The sequence below is a fragment of the Pseudoalteromonas sp. S554 genome, assembly GCF_005930865.1.
Taxonomy (GTDB): Bacteria; Pseudomonadota; Gammaproteobacteria; order Enterobacterales; family Alteromonadaceae; genus Pseudoalteromonas; species Pseudoalteromonas marina.
In genome coordinates, this window is record NZ_PNDV01000005.1 from 78,188 (window position 1) to 102,350 (window position 24,163).

The window sequence follows — 24,163 nt, forward strand, 5'->3', positions numbered from 1 at the left end:
CAAAAACTGAGTGACATAGGTGCGTGGCCTAGCGTTGCCGTTTTTTGGTGTATTGATGTCTTTTAATAAAGAAGACCTGCTAGTAAATATAAAAAGGCAGGCAAAACGATTATCTAAATTATTAACTATTCCCCTTGGACAAGCCCAAGAAGCCCTAGCTATTTGTCTTTACGGCTGTGACAGTTACAGCGATTTACTAGTAAAAATAAAAGCTGAATCCTTTGACAACCCATTGATAGCACTGTCTGCACTCTCACCAAACTCGGAAATATTTTTAGTAAAAATATTAGCTAGCCACCTAGATAGCATTATTGGAAATTTTGAAAAAAAATTTCCCGGCTCCAATATAAATGAAGAAATGGTCGTATCCCTTTTTGGGCTTGAGTTTGACGAGTTTAAAGGCAAATTATCTACCTAAGAATTGTACAAATACGTAAGTTGCCATTTTATTTATTTGAGATAATATGAAATGAAGGCTGACCGGACAGCCTATGCTTACACATGGTTTTTTTAATCATGAACAATGAAGCGGAGCATCCGAGAAAATTTGGTGATTCAAACTGAACAAACATCGTGTCCCGTAGGCCGTTGTTTATTCGTCATGTCGTTTGGAGAACTAAATGATTTTGCTTGAGCAATTACATACTAAACTTCAATATCAGGCCAAAATTTTTGCTTGGCTACTTGAGATTCCCGAATTAATAGCAGCAGGGTTATTCGCGAGAGGTGTTTATAATTTCGCTAATTTTTCGGCTGCTGAACAAAGCCTGCGACACGAATATTCAAAAAATAATCTTCATGCCATTTTTGAACATGACACACTAAAATATATTTTCATTGGTGAAGTTGATGACGATGAGTTGATTGATGAACTTCACAAAGAAATTGAAGTGATGTCGGCAAGAATATTGTCACTTAATCTTATAGAAAAGCCACAATTGCAAATAATCTCAGCGATTTATAAATCAATGGGGTTACTTGATGAGTCTCGGTTTATTGTAAACACAGGCGCTGAATTCCAATTAAATTGGAAACCTTATTTTAGTACACTGACTGATCCTACAGAAGTGCTTTATGCTGATTTGTTGGTTCATACGCGAACATTTAGATTGGTCGCTTCAAAATATCCACTGAGTAAGTTGTCATACGACAATATAAGTACTTATCTTTCAAGAAGACTTAAACAAGATAGTAATCTCCATAAGGCTACTTTAGGTGCGGAAAGAAACAAAATTGAGAAACATAAAAATTGGCTTCAGAACAACCTGAAAAGTGCCTTTGGTGACGTATTACAAAATGGTAGTGAAACCCCAGCGTTTTATCACATACGACGTAAGCGATACCTTGTATTTGGTTTTATGCTGCCCACAGGAAAAGCTAAAAAAATAAATACAGAGCTGCCTAAGCTAAATCTATTAGTCAAAAATACTAAGGAATTTCAGAAATACATTATTAAAGTTGAACAACAGTCTCTAGTTTTTGAAGCTCACCGCATCAGTACCTCATACGCGAATCATGAAGTTCTCACAGATATGCAAATTGAGCAAAAGAAAATCTTAATGTCACACACTGATGCTAGCAATGACTGGTTTGCCTTAAAAGGTACTCGCTTTTCCGTGGGTTTTAGACCGATCAAGGTAAAAGAGGCGGTATAAGCTGATGGAAAAAACATTTTTAGTCGATGTAAGTATTGTTTCTGTTTTTGGCAGTCTGGGCGCTAATAAGGCTTATTTAGGCGATGTGTTAGCTGGTCAGGTAATCGAAGATGAAACATTTAGATTTCGTCCCTATGAGCAAATTGTTACCTCCATAATTGTTAGCAAAAGATTTGTTGATAACAAGATGGAGGTCATCACACACAACGGTAACTGCTATTCACTATCCGATAAGCCCAAATTATTCAGTGTAACGACTGATGAACTCGCTACTATGCGCTTAGGACAATATACACCTGAAACGATTTTAAAAATGAGATAGCTCAAATAACGTATATTTTTAAGTATAAATTTTAAAAAAATCATGTAATAAATTTGCTTTGAATTGAATGCGCAATAAAAAGTAAAGCTACAAACCAGACTAAAATAACCGCAATTGCGCTAATATAGCTTATTGGCTTTTCGTTATATTGTTGAGCTTTTATTTTTGCGATTCGTAATATTTTTTTTGGGGTTAAATAAATAATTAGTGCAAAACCAAGAGGCAGAATTATAAAGTCATCTATCAACCCCAATATTGGTATGAAATCTGGAACTAAGTCTATCGGGCTTAGTGCGTAAGCTGCGACTATAATTGCAATGGCTTTTACATACTGTAGTGGTACAGTGATTTTGGCCACTACAGTTAAGATTGTAATCCCACACAAAACGTCACTTAAGTGTGAGATATTCGTTCATTATAAAAATTTTTCTATCTAGATAATTCTTTTATTTTCTTCCTAGAAAACCAACTGTATAAAACAGGCAGCACAAATAATGTTAATAAGGTTGCCGTAATTAATCCTCCGACAATAACACTTGCTAAAGGACGTTGTATTTCAGCACCAACACCGCTAGACATTAACATTGGGATTAAGCCCAATGCTGAAGTGATAGCCGTCATTAATACGGGTCTTAATCTAGAGGTTGCGCCATCAAAAACGGCTTTGGAGGTGTCTAACCCATCTTTAATACGTTGATTGATGCTCTCTACCATTACTACACCGTTTAATACTGCAACGCCGAATAAGGTAATGAACCCCACCGAGCTAGGCACTGATAAGTATTGGTTTGACAAATACAGAGAAAACACACCACCAATCACAGCAAGAGGTACATTGACTAGTATCAACATAGCCTGACCAACGGAGCCAAAGGCAAAGTAAAGCAATAGTGCTATTAACCCTAATGATAAAGGAACCACTATAGCTAATCTTTTTTGCGCACGCTGCTGGCTTTCAAATTGTCCACCAATAGAAATAGAATAACCGGAAGGCAAATTAACCTTTTTAGCTATTATCTCTCTGATATCAGCTACAACACTACCCATATCTCGATTTTGGACGTTTGCTTGAATAACCACTCGTCTTTGTACATCATCGCGCCTGACTTGCGGTGGACCAGACTCAAATGAAACGGATGCAACATCACCTAAGCGCACCCAAGCCCCAGTTGGTGATTGAAGTCGAATATCTGAGATAGCTTCTTTGTTTCGACGATATTCTTCTTCTAAACGTACATAAATATCGTAGCGTTCATTGCCGTTAATAATTTGCCCTGCCTCGACGCCACCAATGCCGTCTCGCACAACCTCCATTACGTCGATAACGGACAGGCCAAATCGTGACAATTCCTGTCTATTAGGCTTGATCACTAATTGAGCTTCACCAGCAATTTGTTCTAAAGCGACATCTCTAGCACCTTCAACTTCTTTAATTGCAGCTTCAATTTCCTGACCTTTATTGGCTAACACATCAAGCTCTGGTCCAAATAGCTTGATCGCTAATTGCGCTTTTACACCTGATAATAATTCATCAACACGAGTGGCAATGGGCTGAGAAAAGTTAAGTAGCAACCCCGGAAACTCTTCCAGTGACCTTTCCATTTTAGCTTGAAGTTCATATCGATTAGAAGCGCTTGTCCACTCAGAAACTGGTTTTAATCCTATATAAATTTCTATGTTGTTCACAGGCTCTGGATCTCCACCTATTTCAGCTCGTCCAATTCTGCTCAGGGCATAAGTTACTTCAGGAAAGGTCATTAATTTTTCTTCTAGAATTGGAGCAACAGTAAGTGCTGTATCTAAACTAGAAGAAGGAGCGAGGGTTGCTCTTAAATTAATCGTCCCTTCCTCTAGCTCAGGAACAAATTCAGTGCCAATAAATGGCACTAATGCAAATGCAGAGATAACTAAAACAAGTGAAGCTGAAATGACTAACTTCGTGCGTTTTAATGCGAAAGTAAGCCCTTTTCTGTAAAGTTTGTCTAAAGGTTTTAGTACGAAACTTTCTTTTTCTTTTACACCAGTTTTAAACAGATAAGTAGCCAGAGCAGGCACAACAAACAAGGCCACCATGATGGCAGATACTACCGCTAAGATGATACTGATTGCCATAGGTTGAAAGAGTTTTGCTTCTACCCCTTCGAAGCTAAATAATGGCGTAAATACCACTAAGATAATAGACGCTGCAAAAAATACCGGACGGGCGACTTCTTTGCCTGCTTCCTTGAGACGCAATTCAATACCGTGATCATCATGCTCAACATCGTGTGGGTCTGTGTCAGAGGCAGGAACTCTAGCGTGAACACTGTCTGAGTTAGTTGAATCTGGCTTATTTAAATGTTTAAACATGTTTTCAACCATCACCACCGAACCATCGACCAACATACCAATAGCCACAGCAATTCCACCCAGTGACATAAGGTTGGCAGAAATACCCCACCAAGCCATGATCATCAAAGCAATGCCAATTGAGATAGGAATTGAAATTAAAACCAAAAAGGTTGCCCGTAGGTTCATTAAGAAAAGCGCCAGTACAATACAGATGAAAACAAAAGCTAATGCTAGTGCTTCAACGACGGTATTAACTGCTTTCTCAATTAAATCAGCTTGATCATAGAAGGGTTCAAAGCGAACGCCTTTTGGAAGCGCTTGATTAATTAGTGGTATTCTTGCATTGATTCCATCAATGGTGGCCTTAGTGTTTGACCCCATCCGCTTCAATACAATACCTGAAACCACTTCACCTAGATTCTCGACTTTGCCCTCTGCTGTTTTGCGAGTCATGGTAACAGCGCCTTGTCGAATTTCGCTGCCCATTCCAACTTTTGCTATGTCAGAAACGGTTATTACTGTTCCATCGAAGGTTTTTACTGGTACTTGCTTGATATTACCGATGCCAGCATCTCCACTTTCAAACCACCCCGTACCTCGAATGACCAGTTGTTCTTGGCCTCGATTCATATACCAGCCGCCAACATTGGCATTATTGCTATCTAGGGCAGTGACGACATCTTCTTGGGTTAGGTCGTATTCAAGAAGTTTTGAAGGATCAATGTTTACTTGGTATTGCCTAACGTTGCCTCCAAAAGACAGAACGTCAGTAACACCATCGACGGGCATGATAAGTAGTTTGACAATCCAATCATTGAGACTTCTAAGTGCCATCGCGTCAAAACCAGCGTCTTTATCTGATATCAATAAATATTGAAATACTTGACCTAACCCAGAGGTGTTCGGTCCCATATTCGGTGTACCAACACCTTCTGGGATCAATTCTTTTGCCGCTTGAAGTCGTTCAAAGACAAGTTGCCTAGCAAAGTAAATATCGGTGCCTTCTTTAAAAACGACAGTGACACCAGATAAACCTGTTTTAGAAATCGAACGTACTTGCTCAACATCAGGCGAGGCGTACATCACAGCTTCTATCGGATAAGTAATAAGTTGTTCAACTTCTTCCGCTGCCAATCCGGGCGCTTCAGTATTCACGGCAACCTGAACGTTAGTGACATCAGGGAAGGCATCCAAATTTAACTTTGGAATAACCATTATTGCACCAACAATAGAGGCAAAAAGAGCGATTAAGATAAGGAGTCGGTTGTTTACGGACCAATCAATAATTTTATTAAACATTGTATTTCTCCTTAGTGGTTGTGCGGATCAAATCCGCCTTTTGCAATTTCAGAAGCAACAAAGAAAGCGCCTTTGGTGACAATTCGTGTTCCACTTTCAACGCCGATTATTTCCCTAAAATCACCTAAGGCTCGCCCTAATTCAATTTCTACAGCTTTAAATTCTCCGGGGTGGTCTTCAACGAATATGGTCCAATCACCATCAGCACCGCGGACCAAGGCTTCTTCCGGCACAGCCATTACTTTCTCTTGGGTTGAAAATTGAAAATAGACTTTTACAAACATACCTGAATGGAGGTTGTCGTCTTTGTTTTCGACTGACAGACGAACTATCCTCGTTCTAGTTAATGGATCGATAGTGTGCGCTTCTTGAATGACTTTTGCGTTGTAACTTTGCCCCTCTAATTTGACTATCCCCGGAGAGTTTTTGGACAAATCAAGCTTTTTATTAGGCGAAACTTTTGCTTCTACCCATAGTTGCTTTTCGTCTGCTAGCAACATCACAGTATCACCAGCATTAACGCGTTGTCCTTGGATAAAATCGTCTTGAAGCACTACGCCTTCACGCTGTGCTGTTAATGTATATTGCCCAAATGCTTTAATGTCTTTGTTAGAAATACTCTGAATTGCTTTTTCAGTTAACCCTAAAGCAATGAGTTTTCCGTAAGAAGCGTTGTAAGTTGTTTCAGCTAGCAACAAGCGGCTTTCGCTGACGGTTTTATTGCCTAGTTTTTTAATGCGTTGCCATTCTGTTGAAGCGATTAAATAGTCCGCTTGTGCTTGTGCCATCGCTTCACTAAATAATGTGACTAACTTTTGGCCTATTTCTACGTGTTCTCCAAGAGCTGCATGGCGACTAATAATGACCGATTCAGTACGAGGAGATACGACATAACTTCTGTAACCATTTGCCTTGATTTCACCGGGTGCGTATATCGAACTGTATTGATATTCTGGGATGACGCTTTCTACTTTGATGTTAGCAAGTGACATATTTTTCGGGCTAAGAGTTATACCTTCTTCATGTTCGTCTTCTTTATTCTCATTTCCGTGGTCATGGTCACCTTTTTCTTCCTTATGTCCTTTTTCGTGGCCGTGCTCGTCAAGATCTTCTTCTTGACCTTTTAGGCTTTCTCTTTCTGAGTACTCACTATGCTCAGGGTGTTCTTTAGCATGAACTCTCTCGTTCTCAGAGTGTTTATGTTCTTTTGTGTCTTGTTTGGAAAGCTTTGTGACAGAATCAGTAACATCTGACGACTGTGCAAAAGCATCATGACTTGTAGTAAGCCCTACTAACAGGCTGCTAATTACTACGGCTAATAATTTTTTACTAAATATTGTATTCATTTTTGTAACCTATATTTTTTATAAATTTAAGATTTCGCTTCTTTCGCTAATGAAAAATTAGCGCGTTCAAATCTCAAGTTTTGATAACTGACCTATACTTAAAACGAAGGATATTTCTGCAAGCTTAAATTGCTTTTCCAACCGGATGCCTGCATGAAGCGCTTCCGCGCGTTGATTTAATGCGAGTAAATAATCAGAAGTATTTATGTCACCAGCTTCCCAGCGTTTGTTGAGTAACTTTGCGCTGCTAGCCAACCTGCCTTGGGTGAGTTTGTGCCATTGCTGGTAGTAATTTTTACTGACAGTCAGCGACTCATAATTAGCTTTTGCTTCAAAAGACTGTTTTCGGTAAATTGAATGAAAGTGGGCCTCTGCTGCAATGGCTTCTGAATAAGCGGCTTTAACAGTATCTGAATAGTTATTTCTGATGTTTAAAGGAATTGAGAAAGTCACACCAACCAAGTCTTCATCTCCACTTTTACCTGCGCTAACTCCAATGGTTGGATTAGGTTTAGATTCCATAGTGGTTAGTTGAGCTTTAGATTGTTGCCCCTTCCATTGCGCTCTTGCGAGTTTAACTTTTGGATGATCCTCAACCCACTGTGAATCAAATGAATAGCTTGTTGCTCCAAAAGTAAATAAGGGTAAATTGGCGGTATTAGGCGTCCAATCTGGCAATAACTCCTGAACCTTTATCTCTGCATTTTTAAAAGCAATTTGAGACTCAGATATTTCACTAAAAATTTGCGACAAGTTTAAATAGACTAGCTCAGCGTCAAGTGGCTCTAGAAGTCCAGCTTTTCGTTTGTCTTCAACAATTCCAACGAGCGTTTGCAATTGCTCTTCTCTTTCTGAAAGTAACTGAGCAGCTTTTTTTGCTGCTTGCCAATTAACTAATGCAGTTAAGGCATTAGCCTTTTTAGAATCGAGTAGAGATAACAATTGTTGCTGGTTTGCATAAACATCAATTTCACCAATGGTTTTATTTGTTGATTGCTTATCCCAAAAATCTATCGTTTGACTGATACCAATAGAGTAATTATCAAAATCACCTTCTTTTTCATAGTTTGCTTCAAGCTCTGGGTTATATACGGCTTGAGTTAAACTTTTGGCTCTATGATTACTTGCATTAAGTAACTCTTTTGCCGCAACAACTTCGGGATCTTTATTTATTTGACTATCTAGCCATGAAATACTTTTCTGTTTGCCATAAGTGGCAACTGAAAAACTCACAGCCATGCATAAAGACAGGACTAAACCTGCATTTTTTAAATATATATACATAAAAGTTCTTAATTTTAAAATTAATAAACACGAACCCTTTATCCATTGTTAAAGAATAAATAGGTCATTAAAAATTAATCTAATTAAGAAATAGGTGGGCGATGTATCGCTTCTAGGAAGGCTTTTGTCTGGTCAAATTGATAAGGAGTTTTATTGATAATATTTAGCTTACCATCGACATTTGAATTACTGACTAAAATCCAAGATAAGTGGCTGCCACTGCAATGACCACAGTGATGACAATCCTTTACATCGTGCTGTTCATCATCTGTATTATCATTTAAAACATTTCGATCATCGTCATGATCATGTTGAGTTTGAAGGTGCTCTATATCTATCTGGTGATTCTCAGATGTTGCGGATACAACAGCAGTTAACGATTGCAAAACAATAGAAACGACTAATAGTATTTTTAGCACAACATTAAGGTTCAAAGTTATTACCTGTTAAATATAGTATTTAAAATACTAGCAGAAACTATTTACTTAAACTAGCCAATTTAGTTACTTCCCAATCTTTTCAAATTAAATAACTTTTTATTTGACTCTATAGCCACTATAGATTTTATACTTATTTTAATATTGTTTCGGAATGTTAAATATGTCAGAAAAATGTAGTGGTAAGTGTCAATCATCTCCTACCAACGAAGACGTAAAAATTGATACACAATTAGATAACTATAGTGGCGCGTTTGTCAGTACATATAAAGTGCCTCAAATGGACTGTCCTTCAGAAGAGAGATTGATCAGATTAGCACTTGACTCAATTCAGCCTTCAGTTGGATTGCAGTTTGATATTCCTAATCGCTTAGTCAAAGTTTTTCATGATGAAAATTTAGATGAGATAACAAAAAAGTTACAACAACTTAAACTCGGTGCAGAGTTAGAGTCAACTAAACAAAGTTGCAGTACAGAAGCTGCAAAAGCAAAAGACTTAGCCCAAAAAAATGAGATGAAAGAAGCATCAACCCTAAAATGGTTGTTAGCCATTAATGGAGTCATGTTTTTTATAGAAGTAATTGCTGGGATTATTGCACAGTCTGCTGGCCTAATTGCAGACTCATTAGATATGTTTGCTGATGCTGCTGTGTATGGTTTAGCTATTTATGCCGTAGGTAAAAGTATTAGCATGAAACTTAGAGCAGCACATATATCTGGTGTGCTTCAAGTTATTCTAGCGCTAGGTGCTTTGAGCGAAGTCGTAAGACGCTTTGTTTACGGTAGTGAACCGATCTCTTCTTTAATGATGATATTTGGTGGAATAGCACTAATCGCTAACGTTGCTTGTCTGTTTTTGATATTTGGCAACAAAGAAGACGGCGCTCATATGAAAGCGAGTTGGATTTTTTCAGCAAATGACGTTATCGCAAACGTTGGTGTAATTTTAGCTGGCTTATTAGTTACAGCAACAAGCAGTCGTTATCCAGATTTAGTGATTGGTTTGATAATTGCTCTTGTCGTTTTAAACGGTGCTCGCCGCATCTTACAGCTAAAGTATTAAGCAGAGAAATGAAAATAATGCACTCATCGTATATCAAATCAAATATATCATACGTGATAATGATTTTAATCGCGGTGCAATCTGTGTTTTTTTCGCTAGAAGAGCTTGAAGTAAACTTAATTGAAAGTTCTTTTAATACATCACTAACTGAGTCTATTACCCCGCTAAAATCTCCAGAAACCTCCAATATATTTGAGGTGAGTAATAGCAACACTTCAATTGATAATTGTAATTTTTGTTGCTGTTGTCACTTATTTTTAAATGCAGATTATTCTTGTAACATTTTACAAACAATAGAATATTTCCTTACCTACGCCTTAGTTTCTCCTGAGCTAAAAGGCTATATCTCGGTGCCATTCCGCCCACCTAAATACGCCTAAATTTTATAGAAAATTATGAAAGGTCAAATGTTAATGACCGAAAAAAACATATAAATTTATAGGAAAGTATACATGGCACTTAATACCTGTGTGCATCGCAAGATAGCAATTTTGAGGTGTGTAACACCTCGGCTTAAATATATCGCGTTTCTCGCGTTGTCACTTTTTACATTTAATGTTTATGCCTTTGAAAAGCAGTTAAATCTTCAAGAGGCAATTCAGTGGACGCTTAAACAAAATCCTGAACTCAAAATATTTGATTTCAAACAAACCGCATTAACAGGACAAGAACAAACAGCAAGTTTAAATCCTGCTTATGAACTAGAAGTTGAAGCTGAGAACTTTGCAGGCTCAGGTGAATTTAATGCATTCGACAGTGCTGAATTAACAGTCGCTCTATCTTCGGTTATCGAAATGGGAGATAAACGCTCAGCGCGGATTGGACTTGTTTCAAAATCAAGAGCACTACTCAATGCTGAGAAAGAAGTCTCTGCGCTTAATTTAATGGCTCAAGTCACTGAGAAGTACGTGGAAGTACTTGCAGCCCAACAAAGAGTTATATTGGCAGAAAATGCTTTGAGCTTAGCACAAGAAACGTTAGAGATTGTATCTCAGCGTAACCGCGCAGGTGCTACTCCTGAGGCTGAAGTGAAACGCTCAAAAGCAGTTATTGCTCAGGCTAACCTCACCCTTCAATCTGAACAAAAGCGCTTGGAATATCTAAAGCTTTCTTTATCAGCTTACTGGGGAGAAACATCAGTGTCATTCTCTAGAGTAACTGGAGATCTGTTTCAGTTTGGCAATGATAGTGATTTTAGTAGTCTCTTTGCGAAATTAGAGAAAAACCCTGCTATTCAAGTTTATGCAAGTGAGCAGCGACTAAAAGAGGCCGAATTACAGTTGGCTAAAACAGAGTCAACGGCCAATATCAAATGGTCTGTTGGTGTTAGGCGCTCTCAAGAAGTCAATGATACGGTACTGGTCGCTGGCTTTAGCTTACCTTTGTTTGCTGAAAAGCGAAATTCTGGTGCAATCGCTAGTGCGCTAGCAGAGCGTGACCAAGTTGCCATAGAGAAAGAGGCGACTAAGTTGAGGTTTAGAAATCACTTACTACGAGCATACTCCAATAGAAAACAAGCCATATTAACAGCTAATTCATTAAAGCAGTCGGTTATCCCAATGCTTGAAGATGCACTGGAAGATACTCAAGACGCCTATCAAAAAGGTCGATATGGATATCTTGATTATGTATCGGCTAGACAAGAGCTGTTAAATGCTCGGCGAACCCTCATTGATGCGGCATCTGCTGCCCTAATTTATGGCGCAGAGATAGAAAAACTAACAAACGAAGCGCTGTCACTCTAAATAAACATCACTTTAAGTTTAATAACAATTTATTGATTCAGTTATTAACTGAATCGTTTAGGAATTCAAAATGAAAAACTATTTACTCGCACTATTGATTTTTATTGGGTATCTATCACCCATTCAAAGTGTTATCGCTAGTGAAGATGAACATGAAGGCGAAGAAGGCATTAGCAAAATAAACAATAACATGGCAAAAAGGCTTGGTGTTGAAACAGCCTATTTAGCTTCAAAAACGTTGAACCAAACTATCCCTGTATACGGCGCTACGACGATAGGCGCTGAACAATTATTTCAAGTTGGCGCTAGATATAACGGCGTTATAAAGACAATTAACTCCACTGTTGGTGATAAGGTAAAAAAAGGAGATCTATTGGCCGTTATTGAATCTAACGAAAGCTTAAATACCTATAAAATAACGTCCCCTGTTTCTGGGGTAGTTTTACAGAGAAATGGAAATGTTGGCGGTATCACGCAAAACACTAGCTTGTTTGAAATCGTCAATTTTGACACCTTGTGGGCTGAATTTAAGGTGTTTACCAGCCAATATAATCAAATCAAAGTCGGTCAGCATGTTGATATTGAGCAAGGTGAACACGCATTCAGTTCAGTCATCACTAATATTATTCCAGCTAAAGACCAACCTTATGTATTGGCACGGGTACGATTAAACAACACTGAGTTAAAGCTAACGTCAGGTCAATTATTAAAAGGCAACGTCAAAATAAATCAATTCAAGGTGGATTTAGCCGTTGAGAAAGTTGCTATCCAAGAGCTAGGTGGACAATTAGGTGTATTTGTTAAAGAAGATGAAGAGTACGAATTTGCACCGCTTGTATTAGGACGTTCAGATAAGAACTATATCGAGGTTATTGGTGGCCTCAGTAAAGACACTGAATATGTAAACAAAAACAGTTATCTGATAAAAGCAGATATATTGAAATCTGAAGTAGAAGACGACGATTAGGAGACGCAATATGATTGAATCAATTTTGCGTCTTGCAATAAATAGGCGCTATTTAGTATTAAGCTTGCTGATGGTAATCATCGGCGTTGGTATGTGGAGTTATCAAAAACTTCCCATTGATGCTGTTCCAGATATAACAAACGTGCAGGTACAAATAAACACTTCTGCCCCCGGTTATTCACCTTTGGAAGCGGAACAAAGGGTGACCTTTCCTGTAGAAACAGCCTTAGCCGGATTGCCAAAGCTGTCTCACACCCGCTCCCTGTCAAGATATGGATTATCTCAAGTAACCGTTATCTTTGAAGAGGGAACCGATATTTATTTTGCTCGCAACTTAATCAATGCAAGATTAGCTGCGATAAAAGGCGTTATTCCCTCTGGCTTAGAGCCAGAAATGGGTCCTATTTCGACAGGGCTTGGCGAAATATTTATGTATACCGTACAAGCTTCTCCTGACGCTAAAATGCCTAATGGAGAGCCTTATACCGCTATTGCCTTAAGAGAAATACAAGACTGGATCATTAAACCGCAATTGGCTCAAGTTAAAGGCGTCATTGAGGTCAACAGTATCGGCGGCTACAACAAGCAATATCACATAACGCCTAAACCCGAAAAATTACTTTTTCATCAGGTAACCTTTGAAGAAATATCTGATGCATTACGTAAAAACAATGACAACCGTGGCGCAGGTTATATCGAACAAAACGGACAGCAAGTGTTAGTGCGCTCCATTGGGCAACTTGAGACAATAGATGAGATCCTCAATGTCATCATCAAAAAGTACAATGGTATTCCTGTAAAAATAAGTGATGTTGCCAATGTTGCTATTGGCAAAGAACTTAGAACAGGGGCTGCTACTCGTAATGGCATTGAGACAGTGCTTGGTACAACCATGATGCTGATTGGTGAGAATTCTCGCACCGTTGCCTTAGCAGTTGAACAGAAGCTCAGCGAAATACAAAAATCTCTGCCAAAGGGCATTACCGCTGAGCCTGTTTACGACAGAACAACATTAGTAGATAAAGCGATTGCAACCGTTACCAAAAACCTCGTTGAAGGTGCGCTTTTAGTTATTGTTGTGTTATTTATTCTACTTGGAAATTTACGTGCAGCTCTCATTACCGCTGCTGTTATCCCTATTTCCATGTTAATGACAATCACAGGTATGGTGCAAGCAGGAGTATCTGCCAATTTAATGAGTCTCGGCGCATTGGACTTTGGCTTGATAGTGGACGGGGCTGTAATCATCGTTGAAAACTCTGTCCGTAGGTTAGCACAGGCCCAACACAACGGTCATAGGCAAGACTTAAGAGAACGCCTAAATACCGTTTTTGAAGCCACTTCAGAAGTGATACGTCCAAGCTTGTTTGGTGTGGCAATTATCACTGTTGTTTACATCCCCATTTTCACGCTAACTGGCGTTGAAGGGAAAATGTTCCACCCTATGGCGGCAACTGTCGTTATGGCGTTAATTTCCGCAATGATCCTTTCAGTTACACTGGTTCCTGCTGCTGTAGCTGTGTTTATGAAAGGTAAAATCAGCGAAAAAGAAAGTGTAGTTATTCGTTCAACCAAGTCTATTTATGAACCATTGTTAAAAATGGCGATGAAATTTCGTTGGATTATTGTTTCATTCTCAACGCTGTTAATGGGGTATAGCCTTTGGTTAGCAACTACGCTTGGGACAGAATTTGTTCCTCAATTAAATGAAGGTGATATTGCACTACAGGCATTAAGAATTCCATCGACTGGCCTAGAGCAATCAGTAGAAATGCAAGAAGTACTTGAGCAACGTATTAAAGCGTTTCCTGAAGTTGATAAAGTATTCTCGCGCATCGGCACACCAGAAGTAGCAACTGATCCAATGCCACCGAGTATTGCTGATATCTTTGTTATTTTAAAACCACGTAAAGATTGGGCCGAACCTTCAAAGCCAAAGAGTGAATTAGTTGAAGAAATGGAAGAGGTACTGAAAAACATTCCGGGCAACAACTATGAATTCACTCAGCCTATTCAAATGCGTTTCAATGAATTGATTTCTGGCGTTAGAGCTGATGTGGGCATCAAAGTATTTGGCGATGATTTGGATCGGTTATTACTTACCGCAAAAGATATTCTAAATATTGTGAAAACCGTAGATGGTGCAGCAGATGCCAGAATGGAACAAGTCACAGGTGTTCCATCTTTATCGGTAATCCCTAAACGCGAAGCACTTGGTAGGTATGGATTGAACGTTACCGAATTGCAAGACTGGGTTGCCACTGCAATAGGGGGGGAATCTGCGGGGATCATTTATGAAGGAGACAGACGATTTGAGTTAGTTGTTCGTCTACCGGAGCAAACTAGAACGGATATTGATGGTTTGAAATTTCTGCCGCTTCCACTTGAGAATGGTAACTATGTGCCACTTGAAGAAGTTGCAGAGCTTAAATCTGAGTCTTTACCTGCTCAAATTAGCCGTGAGAGCGGTAAAAGAAGAGTTGTGGTTACCGTCAATGTTCGTGGTAGAGATTTAGGCGGTTTTGTCAAAGAAGTGAAAGCTAAAATTAATCAGGAAGGAGAAATTCCAGCAGGATACTGGCTTGATTATGGCGGAACCTTTGAACAGCTAGAGTCAGCGAGTAAAAGATTAAGCTTAGTTGTGCCGATCACACTAATTGTTATCTTAGGTATTTTGGTTATTGCATTTGGTTCATTAAAAGATGCATTGATCATTTTCAGTGGTGTACCGTTAGCATTAACTGGGGGCGTAATTTCTCTTTATTTAAGAGACATGCCTTTATCTATTTCGGCAGGTGTCGGCTTCATAGCATTGTCAGGTGTTGCCGTATTAAATGGCTTGGTTATGTTGGCTTTTATTCGAGATCTTTGGCATGAAAAAGGCGACCTTTACGTAGCGATCATTGAAGGTGCCATCATTCGTTTAAGACCTATTTTAATGACGGCACTGGTCGCAAGTTTAGGTTTTATTCCAATGGCGTTAAACACTGGAATTGGTGCAGAAGTGCAACGACCACTAGCAACAGTTGTTATCGGCGGTATTATATCTTCTACAATTTTAACTTTGTTTGTATTGCCTATTTTATATCAATGGGCGCATGGCGCTGAGAGCAGTAAACAGCAATCTGACGAAATTTAAAAACAAAAAAGCAGCTTAATTTATGTTTAAGCTGCTTTTATATTTAATCTTTTTATTTTAATTTTTAAAGTTTAATTCGCATCATCTCGGCAAGTCTCTTTAGGAAACTCAAATTCAATGGTTGTATGAGACAAGCGATAGGCAGAAAGTCTCTTAGCCACTTGTTCCTTAAGTTTAATTAATTCATCAACGTCAATTTTTTCGACTAATTCTATGTGAGCGGTTAATACGTGACTTTCGCCATCTAACGACCAAAAATGCAGATGATGTACGCCATTAACTTCTGGAAGGTTAGTTAGCGACTCTTTTATACTTTCTTGAGTTTCTTCATCTGGCGCGGCCTGAAGAAACAAGACAATTGTTGATTTCAGATTTTTAAAAACATTGAACAAGATAAACAATGTGAAGCCAATAGATAGTAACGGATCTAAAATGGGCAAATCTACAAATAACAGCACAATAGATACAATAAGCACAGCAACCCAGCCAAGTACGTCTTCAAGCAAGTGCCATGTAAGTACTTTTTCATTTAAGGTTTCTCCAGCTTTTAATTTTAATACAGCATATCCGTTAACGGCAACGCCGAGTATCGCTAGCCCTAACATCCCCTCGACAACAGGCATTTCAGGATTGGACAACCTCGGTATTGCTTCAAATAAAACCCAAATAGAACCAATAATCAAAACGATACTATTTACCAATGCACCAAAAAGTGTAAGTCGGCGATAACCATAGCTGAATTTGTCTGATGCTTCTTTATCTGAAAAACGACTTAAAATCCATGCAAAACCTATAGAAAGACTGTCACCAAGATCGTGAACGGCATCTGCCATTATCGCAGTACTGTTGGTTAGCCAACCCCCAATAAATTCGATAATAGTAAATATCACATTAAGGAAAAATGCCCAGCCAATCCGGTCGTTTTTACCATGCTGATGACTGTGATTATGGTTGTGCATTTTGTACCTCCAGTACTGTCGTCTTTCTTATTTTGGCGACATTGAAGTTGATCAGGTGACGGATCACTCGCTGATACATCCAACGTTTAACGCCTGACAAATTAGTGCCTTTTTCTTGGTAGAACTTATCAGGAGAGTCATAAAGTCCGAAATCATCATGAATACCTTCTTTTTGAATATAGGTATCAGTTCCGCGCCAATTTGTATCTGGAGCAGAGAAGCATTTTGTCGCAACACCATAGCCACAAAAGTTATCTTTTTCTTCGCTAAATTTCTGTTGTAACGAAGTGAGATATTGCTCATCCAAGATAAAGCCTTCTAAGTTGATCCAACGTCCATCAAAGTAAACCTCTACCCAACTGTGGATAATGTATTTCGGCGCTAACCAAAAAACATAGATTGGTATGGCACCTTTCTGTAACTGTTGGTTTATAGTAAACCCGTGAAATCGGCATGGAATGCCTAATCCACGCAATAGAGCCATTAGTAGATTGCCTTTGGTATTGCATTGACCATAACCATCAGACAGCACTTCACTCGCTGAAATATCATCGCTCTTGTTGTAACCAAACAAAATTTCATCTTTCACAAATTGGTATGCTGCTCCAATTTTGTTGAAATCGTCTAAGCTTTGCCATCCTCGCTGATCGATCAGGGATTGGATATCTTTGTGTTCAAAATTAACGATATTCGTATTGTTTAAATATTTCTCAGTCATTTTTTATATATCCTTTTCGTTGCATACTTATACTATAGAGCCTATAGTAACTATAGAGTCAAGTGTCTGGGGAAAATTGATGAAAATAGGCGAATTGTCTAAAAAATCGGGCTGTTCTATACAAACGATTCGATATTATGAAAGAGAAGGATTACTGTTAAATCCAAACCGTTCAGAAGGTAATTTCAGGCTGTATGATAGTAAAGCACTTAAACAATTGGAATTCGTAAAACATTGTCGCAGCCTAGATATATCACTTAATGATATTAAACGTCTTATCGAATTAAAAAATAAGCCAGAAGAAAGCTGCTCTAGCGTTAATGCATTAATTGATCAGCAACTTGCACTAGTGAATAAACGCATGAAAGAATTAAGGGCGCTTAAAGCTGAATTACAACAGATGGCAAGTGCTTGTGGGTCAGACAATACAATTGAAGCCTGCGGGATCATTAAAACATTGGACAGTTGAAACGTAATATAAGAAATCAATTGATTTACTATAAATTTTACTGATGTAAATCAAGCGATTGAATAAAATAAATAGTGTTTAATTTACAAAGAGAAGAAAATACATTAACATTTTGCAGGTATTTTGTTGAGAGAACTTTATGTTTAAACCACTTTCAAAAGTCTTAGTTGTTGTAGCTATGCTGATTGCCTTTGTTGGGCAAGCATTTGTGTATTCTGCTATGCCTTGCGAAATGTCATCAGGTTCTCACGAATCACACATGAACATGAACATGGATCATGGTGATATGAATAAAAGCAGTAATGGTCAATCAGAAGATTGTTGTGACGTTGAATGTATTTGTCCTGCAAATGCTTGCTCATCTACGACAGTCCTAAATTCCAGTATTGATTCGACAGATATTCAAATATTCAGTGAATCTGTAGCTGCTCTGCAATCTAAACAACCTCATTCAATTTCCACTTCCCTTTATCGTCCACCAATTTTTGCCTAATACAGGATTAGTGCGTCCAAATTTCTCGCACATGTAATTAATTTTTCTGTTAGTCAATATAGCGTCGTAGCGCTATAGATATTTTCCAGCGATGTCTGGGGGCAAAAATGATCAATAAGTATTTAAAAATAGCAGTAGTAATGCTGCTTTCACCTGCGTTTGCAAACGCCAACGAACATAACCATGCACACAATAACGACGTAACACCTTTGGAGTTAATCGTTTATAAAACCCCTACTTGTGGGTGTTGTAAAAAATGGATAACTCATATTGAAGACAAAGGGATCGTTGCGCATTCCAAAGATTTCCGAAACATCGGCAACATCAAAACTAAGTATGGTATCAAACCTAATTACCGTTCATGCCACACGGCAGTGAGTAGAAATGGATTTGCCTTTGAAGGTCATATACCTGCTAAATTTATTCAGCAGTTCTTATCAGAAGAACATCCCAATGCGATTGGGCTTTCAGTTCCAGCAATGCCAGTTGGCTCTCCCGGTATGGAAGTCGATGACCGCTTTATGCCATACAACGTGTTAATTCTATTTAAAGATGGAACGAGCAAAGTCTATGCAAAAGTTAAGACATACGAGGAGCAATTCTAATGAAATTGAACTCTTCAAACCTTACTTCACTTTCAACTGCATTAATACTCGGCTTATCTGTATTCTCAGCTCAAGCTGAGAAAGTAGTGTCGCTTGAACAAGCTATCACCTTAGCTCAGCAAAATGATCCTTGGCTTCATGGTAGCCGATTGAAACAAAGTGCAGTTGAAAATAGAAGTATTGCTTCAGGTACTTTGCCTGATCCGAAAGTATCGCTAGGGATAATGAATTTACCAACAGATACTTGGGATTTAGATCAGGAAGGAATGACTCAGCTAAAGGTTGGCGTCTCTCAAATGTTTCCGAGAGGCGACAGTCTAGAGATCAAGAAAGACCAGTTACAAATTGAGAGCTTACGATATTCCTCTAAGTTTAATACAAATAGCCTTACAAAAAGGGAACAAAGAAACTGGCGCATCCGTTGTGGAAATGGCTGAAGCTGAATATATGGTTACCGCAACGGGGTATATTCAATCAGTTAGTGATATAGAGAAAATTCCACTTGGTATTAACGAACAAGGCACGCCGTTGCGTATTGGAGATGTTGCCAACGTTAACCTTGGTCCTCAAATGCGCCGTGGTATCGCAGAACTTAATGGCGAAGGCGAAGTTGTTGGTGGTGTTGTCGTTATGCGCTTTGGTGAAAATGCTCAACAAACCATAAATGGGGTAAAAGAAAAGCTTGAGTCGCTCAAATCTTCTTTACCAGAGGGGGTGGAGGTTGTCCCTGTCTATGACAGATCGAAGTTAATAGATCGTGCTGTTGATAACCTTTGGAGCAAGTTGCTAGAGGAGCTTGCAGTCGTGGCTATTGTCTGTGTGGCCTTCCTATTTCATCTTCGCTCATCTATTGTGGCAGTTATTACTCTGCCATTAGGTATCTTGGTGTCGTTCATTATCATGTATATGCAAGGCATCAATGCCAACATTATGTCTTTAGGCGGTATCGCTATTGCGATTGGTGCGATGACTGATGGTGCAATAGTGATGATTGAAAATATGCACAAGCATATGGAGAAAACACCACTAACAGATGAAAATCGCTGGCAAATTGTTGCTAAGGCTGCGAGTGAAGTAGGCCCTGCACTATTTTTTAGCTTACTGATCATTACAGTCTCATTCTTACCTGTATTTATCTTGGAAGCGCAAGAAGGAAGAATGTTCTCTCCGCTCGCCTATACAAAAACCTATGCAATGGCGGCATCAGCAGGTTTGGCGATCACATTGGTGCCTGTTTTGATGGGCTACTTTATTCGAGGCAAAGTTGTTTCTGAAAAGAAAAACCCGTTAAACCGATTATTGATTGCTATCTACATGCCTGTTTTAAAGCAAGTCATGAAGTTTCCAAAATCGACAATAGTAGCAGCAATATTAGTGACTATCGTTGGCTTTTGGCCTGTCGATAAAATTGGTAGTGAATTCATTCCGCCATTGGATGAAGGCGATCTCATGTATATGCCTACTACCTATCCCGGTATTTCAATTGGTAAAGCAAGGGAGTTATTGCAGCAAACAGACAAGCTTATTCGCACTGTGCCAGAAGTTGAAACTGTATTTGGTAAAGTAGGAAGAGCTGAAACTGCAACCGATCCTGCACCTTTAACCATGATTGAAACCTTTATTCAATTGAAGCCACAAGAGCAGTGGCGAGAGGGTGTGACTACTGAATCGTTAAAAGCTGAGTTTGATAAATTGGTTAAGTTTCCGGGCTTAACGAATGCTTGGGTTATGCCAATCAAGACCCGAATCGACATGTTAGCAACAGGCATAAAAACGCCTGTGGGTATTAAAGTCGCCGGACCAGAGCTTGATGTGATTCAGGAAATCGGCCAACAAATAGAGCAAATTTTACCCGAAGTTACAGGCACAGCATCAGTTTACTCAGAGCGAGTTGCAGGTGGACGATATATCAAGGTTGATATTTCACGCGATAAGGCAAGTCGCTTTGGGTTAAACATCGAAGATGTTCAACAAGTGGTTTCTACAGCTATTGGTGGTATGAACGTTACCCAAACGGTAGAAGGTCAAGAGCGTTACCCTGTTAACTTACGCTATCCGCAAGACTATCGAGACTCTCCTGAGCAGCTATCACGATTACCTGTTGTAACACCAAGTGGTCAACGCATTGCACTAGGTGATGTCGCAGATATTCGAGTTGAGAACGGTCCGCCGGGAATTAAGAGTGAAAATGCTCGTTTAAATGGCTGGACGTTTATCGATATAGACGGTGTTGACGTAGGTACTTATGTTGAAAGTGCAAAAATACACTTGGCTAATAATCTAAAACTACCAGCAGGTTATTCAATTACTTGGGCTGGGCAATACGAATATATGGAAAGAGCGAAAGAAAAGCTCACCTATGTATTGCCTTTAACACTCGCCATTATTGTTATTCTACTTTACTTAAACTTCAGAGCGTTTAGTGAGGTGGCTATCATTATCGTTACCTTGCCGATGGCGATGATTGGTGGCTTATGGTTGATGTATCTGGAAGGGTTTAACTTCTCTGTGGCTGTTGGCGTGGGCTTTATTGCTCTAGCTGGGGTAGCGGTTGAGATTGGTGTGATAATGTTGGTCTATCTCAATCAGGCACTTGCTGAGCTTAAGGAAAAAGCTGAAGAGCGAGCTGAACCTATCTCTGATGATGCATATCAAGATGCATTATTGCACGGTGCAGGCTTACGAGTTCGTCCAGTAATGATGACAGTTGCAACAATCATTATCGGCTTGATGCCCATTTTATATGGTACAGGAACAGGTTCGGAGATTATGAGTCGTATTGCTGCACCTATGGTAGGCGGAATGACAAGTGCTGTGCTACTCACTCTTATTGTGCTCCCAGTAATTTACTCAATCGTTAAAAAGCCAGAATTAAACGCCTTTAACAAGGAGCTTTCTAAGGCGGAGCTAAAAAGTAATGCTTAGCGAAGTTAAGAAACCATAAATAGCAATTTCAATAAACTAAAATAGAGGTAAATATGAAAAAACTAATTAAATTTTTAACCGTAATCAGTGTCGTTTTTAGTAGTGCGGTATTTGCGCATGTGCATCTTGAAAAAAGTGTGCCTGCTGATAATGCAATGCTAATGAATTCTCCAGAAGAGTTAACTTTGGTGTTCACCAAAGAGGTACGGGTTGTAAAAGTTTCATTGGCCAATAAACAAGGCGAAGAATTTAAATTTGGATTCGAGCCTTCTAAAGTCGCTACTAGCAAATTTACATGGAAACTACCTAAATTAGCTCCTGCAAACTATGCTGTGGATGTAACCTTCTTAGGTAACGATGGTCATAAAATGAAACATAGCTTCGGCTTTATGGTTCATTAATAAGGCTGTGTGATTGATATGGAAATGTATATCTGGAATACAGTCATTGTACTGTCAAAAATTGTATTTTACGTCGGCTTTGCCTGTATTGCTGGTTATACATTTTTCAGGCAAATATTTGAGAATAATGAATCTCATACTAATGCTGTAATAAGGAGCTTTCTAAGGCGGAGCTAAAAAGTAATGCTTAGCGAAGTTAAGAAACCATAAATAGCAATTTCAACAAACTAAAATAGAGGTATATATGAAAACATTAATTAAATTTTTAACCGTAATCAGTGTCGTTTTTAGTAGTGCGGTATTTGCGCATGTGCATCTTGAAAAAAGTGTGCCTGCTGATAATGCAATGCTAATGAATCCTCCAGAAGAGTTAACTTTGGTGTTCACCAAAGAGGTACGGGTTGTAAAAGTTTCATTGGCCAATAAACAAGGCGAAGAATTTAAATTTGGATTCGAGCCTTCTAAAGTCGCTACTAGCAAATTTACATGGAAACTACCTAAATTAGCTCCTGCAAACTATGCTGTGGATGTAACCTTCTTAGGTAACGATGGTCATAAAATGAAACATAGCTTCGGCTTTATGGTTCACTAAAATAGGCGGTGTGATTGATATGGAAATGTATATCTGGAATACAGTCATTGTACTGTCTAAAATTGTATTTTACGTCGGCTTTGCCTGTATTGCTGGTTATACATTTTTCAGGCAAATATTTGAGAATAATGAATCTCATACTAATGCTGTAATAGCGAATTTAACGTGGACAAGAACTTATATAGTTATGGCTTTGATCGCTAATATTACTTGGTTCTTTGCCAGTACTGGTGCAATGGCAGAAGAGGGAATTCAGGGGGCGATAGACGCTGATATATTGGCTATTATGTGGGACTCCTCTGTCGGCACTGGAGCTTTGCTTCGAGCGCTTGGGCTAGTTACCGCAATAATCGCTTTAGCTTTAAGGTTCAAACTCGCTGTGAACTCGTACTTAAAACAAAGCGCTTTAATGTTGAGTTTATTAATCCTTGCATACTCATTCACGTTACTGGGTCATATTTCTGAGTTAGGCACAATTGAAAAAGGCTTGCTTATTTTGCATGTGCTCGTTATGGTATGGTGGTTTGGGGCGTTATTGCCACTAAAACAGGCTTGCCATCAGCTAAGTTATGCAGAACTTCATTTGCTGATGGAAAGCTTTGGCAAACAAGCAAGTTTTACAGTGAGCCTATTGTTGGTAGCAGGCCTCTGGCTCGTGATTCAATTGGTCGGAAGTCTTGATGCACTAATAAGCTCAAGTTACGGACAAACACTGTTGTTTAAATTGGCCCTTGTAGTGTCTATTTTGGCACTTGCTGCTAAACATAAACTAATACTCGTTCCACAACTTAAAAATAGTCAAGGCAGGGAGGCGTTATCTAAATCTATCTCGATAGAAATGGTAGTAGCTTTTGCCATTTTATCTGTAACGGCTGGGCTTACTAGTGTTGTTGGCCCTGCAAATTAAAACCTAAAAGAGAGAATGAAAACAATAAATATATTACTTGTTTTATTAATGACGTTTAGTTTCGCAGCAAACTCTCATGGTGATAAGAACAAAGACAAAGGTTTGTTTAAAGGTATAGATACCCCTGCCGCAAAAGTTGTTTTGGCATTTCATCAAGCACTTGAAACTGGCAATCAAAAACAGGCTAGAGCGCAGTTAGCGGATGATGTCACCATTTTCGAGGGAGGCCGCGTTGAAAGGAGCGCTGATGAATATGCTCATCATCATATGTTGTCGGATATGAAGTATTTAGCAGCGATGAAGAGCGACACACTTGAACATCAAGTGACGATACTTGGAAATACCGCTATCTCTGCGTCGCGTAGTCAAACTACAGGTACTCATAAAGGTGTTGAACGCGATTATCAAGGCATGGAAACGATGGTGCTGGAAAAACAAAATGGTGAATGGAAGATTAAGCACATTCATTGGTCACATTAATTTATTGGTTAAATAACGGAGTACAA

22 protein-coding genes and 2 pseudogenes are annotated in these 24,163 nt (G+C 38.9%); 17 read left to right on the forward strand and 7 right to left on the reverse strand.

Translation table 11 applies throughout. The features are described from left to right. Positions 1 to 55: 55 nt before the first annotated feature. From CWB65_RS02790 to CWB65_RS02800, 3 genes are all read left to right on the forward strand, one after another. Complete coding sequence (locus tag CWB65_RS02790; protein WP_138739843.1) at positions 56 to 418, forward strand: hypothetical protein; 363 nt, start codon at positions 56 to 58, stop codon at positions 416 to 418. A gap of 202 nt (positions 419 to 620) precedes the next feature. After that, complete coding sequence (locus CWB65_RS02795; protein WP_138739844.1) at positions 621 to 1,655, forward strand: hypothetical protein; 1,035 nt, start codon at positions 621 to 623, stop codon at positions 1,653 to 1,655. 4 nt (positions 1,656 to 1,659) lie between these two features. Beyond that, positions 1,660 to 1,977 (forward strand): hypothetical protein, encoded by a 318-nt coding sequence (locus CWB65_RS02800; protein ID WP_008128660.1) that lies wholly within the window; start codon positions 1,660 to 1,662, stop codon positions 1,975 to 1,977. A 40-nt stretch (positions 1,978 to 2,017) separates the two neighbouring features. On the opposite strand, the gene CWB65_RS20145 is transcribed toward CWB65_RS02800, so the two are convergent. The 5 genes from CWB65_RS20145 to CWB65_RS02825 form a co-directional block, all read right to left on the reverse strand. After that, positions 2,018 to 2,335: a YkvA family protein gene (locus tag CWB65_RS20145; protein WP_171047555.1), complete on the reverse strand. Its 318-nt coding sequence runs from the start codon at positions 2,333 to 2,335 to the stop codon at positions 2,018 to 2,020. A gap of 71 nt (positions 2,336 to 2,406) precedes the next feature. Beyond that, a complete protein-coding gene (locus CWB65_RS02810; RefSeq protein ID WP_138739845.1) occupies positions 2,407 to 5,607 on the reverse strand; it encodes an efflux RND transporter permease subunit in 3,201 nt (1,066 codons plus the stop codon). 11 nt (positions 5,608 to 5,618) lie between these two features. Continuing rightward, positions 5,619 to 6,953 (reverse strand): efflux RND transporter periplasmic adaptor subunit, encoded by a 1,335-nt coding sequence (locus CWB65_RS02815; protein ID WP_138739846.1) that lies wholly within the window; start codon positions 6,951 to 6,953, stop codon positions 5,619 to 5,621. Between the two features lie 66 nt (positions 6,954 to 7,019). Next, on the reverse strand, positions 7,020 to 8,237 hold the full coding sequence (locus CWB65_RS02820) for a TolC family protein (protein ID WP_008128666.1): 1,218 nt from the start codon (positions 8,235 to 8,237) through the stop codon (positions 7,020 to 7,022). An 83-nt stretch (positions 8,238 to 8,320) separates the two neighbouring features. Beyond that, the gene (locus CWB65_RS02825; RefSeq protein ID WP_008128668.1) at positions 8,321 to 8,671 is read right to left on the reverse strand and encodes a hypothetical protein; all 351 of its coding nucleotides are present in this window, start codon (positions 8,669 to 8,671) and stop codon (positions 8,321 to 8,323) included. 166 nt (positions 8,672 to 8,837) lie between these two features. Between CWB65_RS02825 and CWB65_RS02830 the strand changes: the two genes are divergently transcribed. The 5 genes from CWB65_RS02830 to CWB65_RS02850 all read left to right on the forward strand — a co-directional run bounded on the left by CWB65_RS02830 (position 8,838) and on the right by CWB65_RS02850 (position 15,588). Next, entirely contained in the window at positions 8,838 to 9,737 is a 900-nt protein-coding gene (locus CWB65_RS02830; RefSeq protein ID WP_058405780.1) for a cation efflux transmembrane domain-containing protein, read from the forward strand. Between the two features lie 8 nt (positions 9,738 to 9,745). Next, the gene (locus CWB65_RS02835; protein WP_235590936.1) at positions 9,746 to 10,117 is read left to right on the forward strand and encodes a hypothetical protein; all 372 of its coding nucleotides are present in this window, start codon (positions 9,746 to 9,748) and stop codon (positions 10,115 to 10,117) included. A gap of 72 nt (positions 10,118 to 10,189) precedes the next feature. Then, positions 10,190 to 11,482, forward strand: coding sequence for a TolC family protein (locus CWB65_RS02840; RefSeq protein WP_008128677.1), 1,293 nt, complete (start codon positions 10,190 to 10,192; stop codon positions 11,480 to 11,482). A 70-nt stretch (positions 11,483 to 11,552) separates the two neighbouring features. Further along, complete coding sequence (locus tag CWB65_RS02845; protein WP_008128679.1) at positions 11,553 to 12,449, forward strand: efflux RND transporter periplasmic adaptor subunit; 897 nt, start codon at positions 11,553 to 11,555, stop codon at positions 12,447 to 12,449. A 10-nt stretch (positions 12,450 to 12,459) separates the two neighbouring features. After that, positions 12,460 to 15,588: an efflux RND transporter permease subunit gene (locus CWB65_RS02850; protein WP_008128680.1), complete on the forward strand. Its 3,129-nt coding sequence runs from the start codon at positions 12,460 to 12,462 to the stop codon at positions 15,586 to 15,588. Between the two features lie 71 nt (positions 15,589 to 15,659). Here CWB65_RS02850 and CWB65_RS02855 read toward each other — a convergent pair whose 3' ends face one another. After that, positions 15,660 to 16,547, reverse strand: coding sequence for a cation diffusion facilitator family transporter (locus CWB65_RS02855; protein ID WP_008128682.1), 888 nt, complete (start codon positions 16,545 to 16,547; stop codon positions 15,660 to 15,662). Continuing rightward, positions 16,534 to 17,265 carry a transglutaminase-like domain-containing protein gene (locus tag CWB65_RS02860; protein WP_138739847.1) on the reverse strand — a complete coding sequence of 244 codons (732 nt, stop codon included), beginning with the start codon at positions 17,263 to 17,265 and terminating at the stop codon, positions 16,534 to 16,536. The genes CWB65_RS02855 and CWB65_RS02860 overlap by 14 nt, the downstream gene beginning before the upstream one ends. 79 nt (positions 17,266 to 17,344) lie before the next feature. On the opposite strand from CWB65_RS02860, the gene cadR reads away from it, so the two are divergent. The 9 genes and pseudogenes from cadR to CWB65_RS02910 all read left to right on the forward strand — a co-directional run bounded on the left by cadR (position 17,345) and on the right by CWB65_RS02910 (position 24,137). Continuing rightward, on the forward strand, positions 17,345 to 17,734 hold the full coding sequence (gene cadR / locus CWB65_RS02865; RefSeq protein WP_138739848.1) for a Cd(II)/Pb(II)-responsive transcriptional regulator: 390 nt from the start codon (positions 17,345 to 17,347) through the stop codon (positions 17,732 to 17,734). 139 nt (positions 17,735 to 17,873) lie between these two features. Then, positions 17,874 to 18,227: a hypothetical protein gene (locus CWB65_RS02870; RefSeq protein ID WP_138739849.1), complete on the forward strand. Its 354-nt coding sequence runs from the start codon at positions 17,874 to 17,876 to the stop codon at positions 18,225 to 18,227. A 107-nt stretch (positions 18,228 to 18,334) separates the two neighbouring features. After that, a complete protein-coding gene (locus CWB65_RS02875) occupies positions 18,335 to 18,832 on the forward strand; it encodes a DUF411 domain-containing protein (protein ID WP_004589252.1) in 498 nt (165 codons plus the stop codon). Further along, positions 18,832 to 19,194, forward strand: a pseudogene (locus CWB65_RS20230) (TolC family protein); the annotation flags it as partial. The gene CWB65_RS02875 and the pseudogene CWB65_RS20230, both read left to right, overlap by 1 nt. Then, positions 19,175 to 21,757, forward strand: a pseudogene (locus CWB65_RS02885) (efflux RND transporter permease subunit); the annotation flags it as partial. The pseudogenes CWB65_RS20230 and CWB65_RS02885, both read left to right, overlap by 20 nt. 53 nt (positions 21,758 to 21,810) lie before the next feature. Continuing rightward, positions 21,811 to 22,158, forward strand: coding sequence for a copper resistance CopC family protein (locus tag CWB65_RS02890; protein WP_138739850.1), 348 nt, complete (start codon positions 21,811 to 21,813; stop codon positions 22,156 to 22,158). Between the two features lie 244 nt (positions 22,159 to 22,402). Beyond that, positions 22,403 to 22,750 carry a copper resistance CopC family protein gene (locus tag CWB65_RS02900; RefSeq protein ID WP_004589258.1) on the forward strand — a complete coding sequence of 116 codons (348 nt, stop codon included), beginning with the start codon at positions 22,403 to 22,405 and terminating at the stop codon, positions 22,748 to 22,750. 19 nt (positions 22,751 to 22,769) lie between these two features. Continuing rightward, positions 22,770 to 23,657 (forward strand): CopD family protein, encoded by an 888-nt coding sequence (locus CWB65_RS02905; protein WP_036984766.1) that lies wholly within the window; start codon positions 22,770 to 22,772, stop codon positions 23,655 to 23,657. A gap of 15 nt (positions 23,658 to 23,672) precedes the next feature. Beyond that, positions 23,673 to 24,137, forward strand: a complete 465-nt coding sequence (locus CWB65_RS02910) for a YybH family protein (protein WP_138739851.1) — start codon at positions 23,673 to 23,675, stop codon at positions 24,135 to 24,137. Positions 24,138 to 24,163: the final 26 nt, after the last annotated feature.

Excerpts from the sequence above, each read along its gene's own strand:
- CWB65_RS02870 (WP_138739849.1), top strand. The coding sequence starts at position 17,874 with ATGTTTAAACCACTTTCAAAAGTCTTAGTTGTTGTAGCTATGCTGATT.
- CWB65_RS02790 (WP_138739843.1), top strand. The coding sequence starts at position 56 with ATGTCTTTTAATAAAGAAGACCTGCTAGTAAATATAAAAAGGCAGGCA.
- CWB65_RS02830 (WP_058405780.1), top strand. The coding sequence starts at position 8,838 with ATGTCAGAAAAATGTAGTGGTAAGTGTCAATCATCTCCTACCAACGAA.
- CWB65_RS02900 (WP_004589258.1), top strand. The coding sequence starts at position 22,403 with ATGAAAACATTAATTAAATTTTTAACCGTAATCAGTGTCGTTTTTAGT.
- CWB65_RS02810 (WP_138739845.1), bottom strand. The coding sequence starts at position 5,607 with ATGTTTAATAAAATTATTGATTGGTCCGTAAACAACCGACTCCTTATC.
- CWB65_RS02850 (WP_008128680.1), top strand. The coding sequence starts at position 12,460 with ATGATTGAATCAATTTTGCGTCTTGCAATAAATAGGCGCTATTTAGTA.
- CWB65_RS02910 (WP_138739851.1), top strand. The coding sequence starts at position 23,673 with ATGAAAACAATAAATATATTACTTGTTTTATTAATGACGTTTAGTTTC.
- CWB65_RS02835 (WP_235590936.1), top strand. The coding sequence starts at position 9,746 with ATGAAAATAATGCACTCATCGTATATCAAATCAAATATATCATACGTG.
- CWB65_RS02855 (WP_008128682.1), bottom strand. The coding sequence starts at position 16,547 with ATGCACAACCATAATCACAGTCATCAGCATGGTAAAAACGACCGGATT.
- CWB65_RS02795 (WP_138739844.1), top strand. The coding sequence starts at position 621 with ATGATTTTGCTTGAGCAATTACATACTAAACTTCAATATCAGGCCAAA.
- CWB65_RS02890 (WP_138739850.1), top strand. The coding sequence starts at position 21,811 with ATGAAAAAACTAATTAAATTTTTAACCGTAATCAGTGTCGTTTTTAGT.
- CWB65_RS02800 (WP_008128660.1), top strand. The coding sequence starts at position 1,660 with ATGGAAAAAACATTTTTAGTCGATGTAAGTATTGTTTCTGTTTTTGGC.
- CWB65_RS02860 (WP_138739847.1), bottom strand. The coding sequence starts at position 17,265 with ATGACTGAGAAATATTTAAACAATACGAATATCGTTAATTTTGAACAC.
- CWB65_RS02820 (WP_008128666.1), bottom strand. The coding sequence starts at position 8,237 with ATGTATATATATTTAAAAAATGCAGGTTTAGTCCTGTCTTTATGCATG.
- CWB65_RS02840 (WP_008128677.1), top strand. The coding sequence starts at position 10,190 with ATGGCACTTAATACCTGTGTGCATCGCAAGATAGCAATTTTGAGGTGT.
- CWB65_RS02815 (WP_138739846.1), bottom strand. The coding sequence starts at position 6,953 with ATGAATACAATATTTAGTAAAAAATTATTAGCCGTAGTAATTAGCAGC.
- CWB65_RS02905 (WP_036984766.1), top strand. The coding sequence starts at position 22,770 with ATGGAAATGTATATCTGGAATACAGTCATTGTACTGTCTAAAATTGTA.
- cadR (WP_138739848.1), top strand. The coding sequence starts at position 17,345 with ATGAAAATAGGCGAATTGTCTAAAAAATCGGGCTGTTCTATACAAACG.
- CWB65_RS02845 (WP_008128679.1), top strand. The coding sequence starts at position 11,553 with ATGAAAAACTATTTACTCGCACTATTGATTTTTATTGGGTATCTATCA.
- CWB65_RS02875 (WP_004589252.1), top strand. The coding sequence starts at position 18,335 with ATGATCAATAAGTATTTAAAAATAGCAGTAGTAATGCTGCTTTCACCT.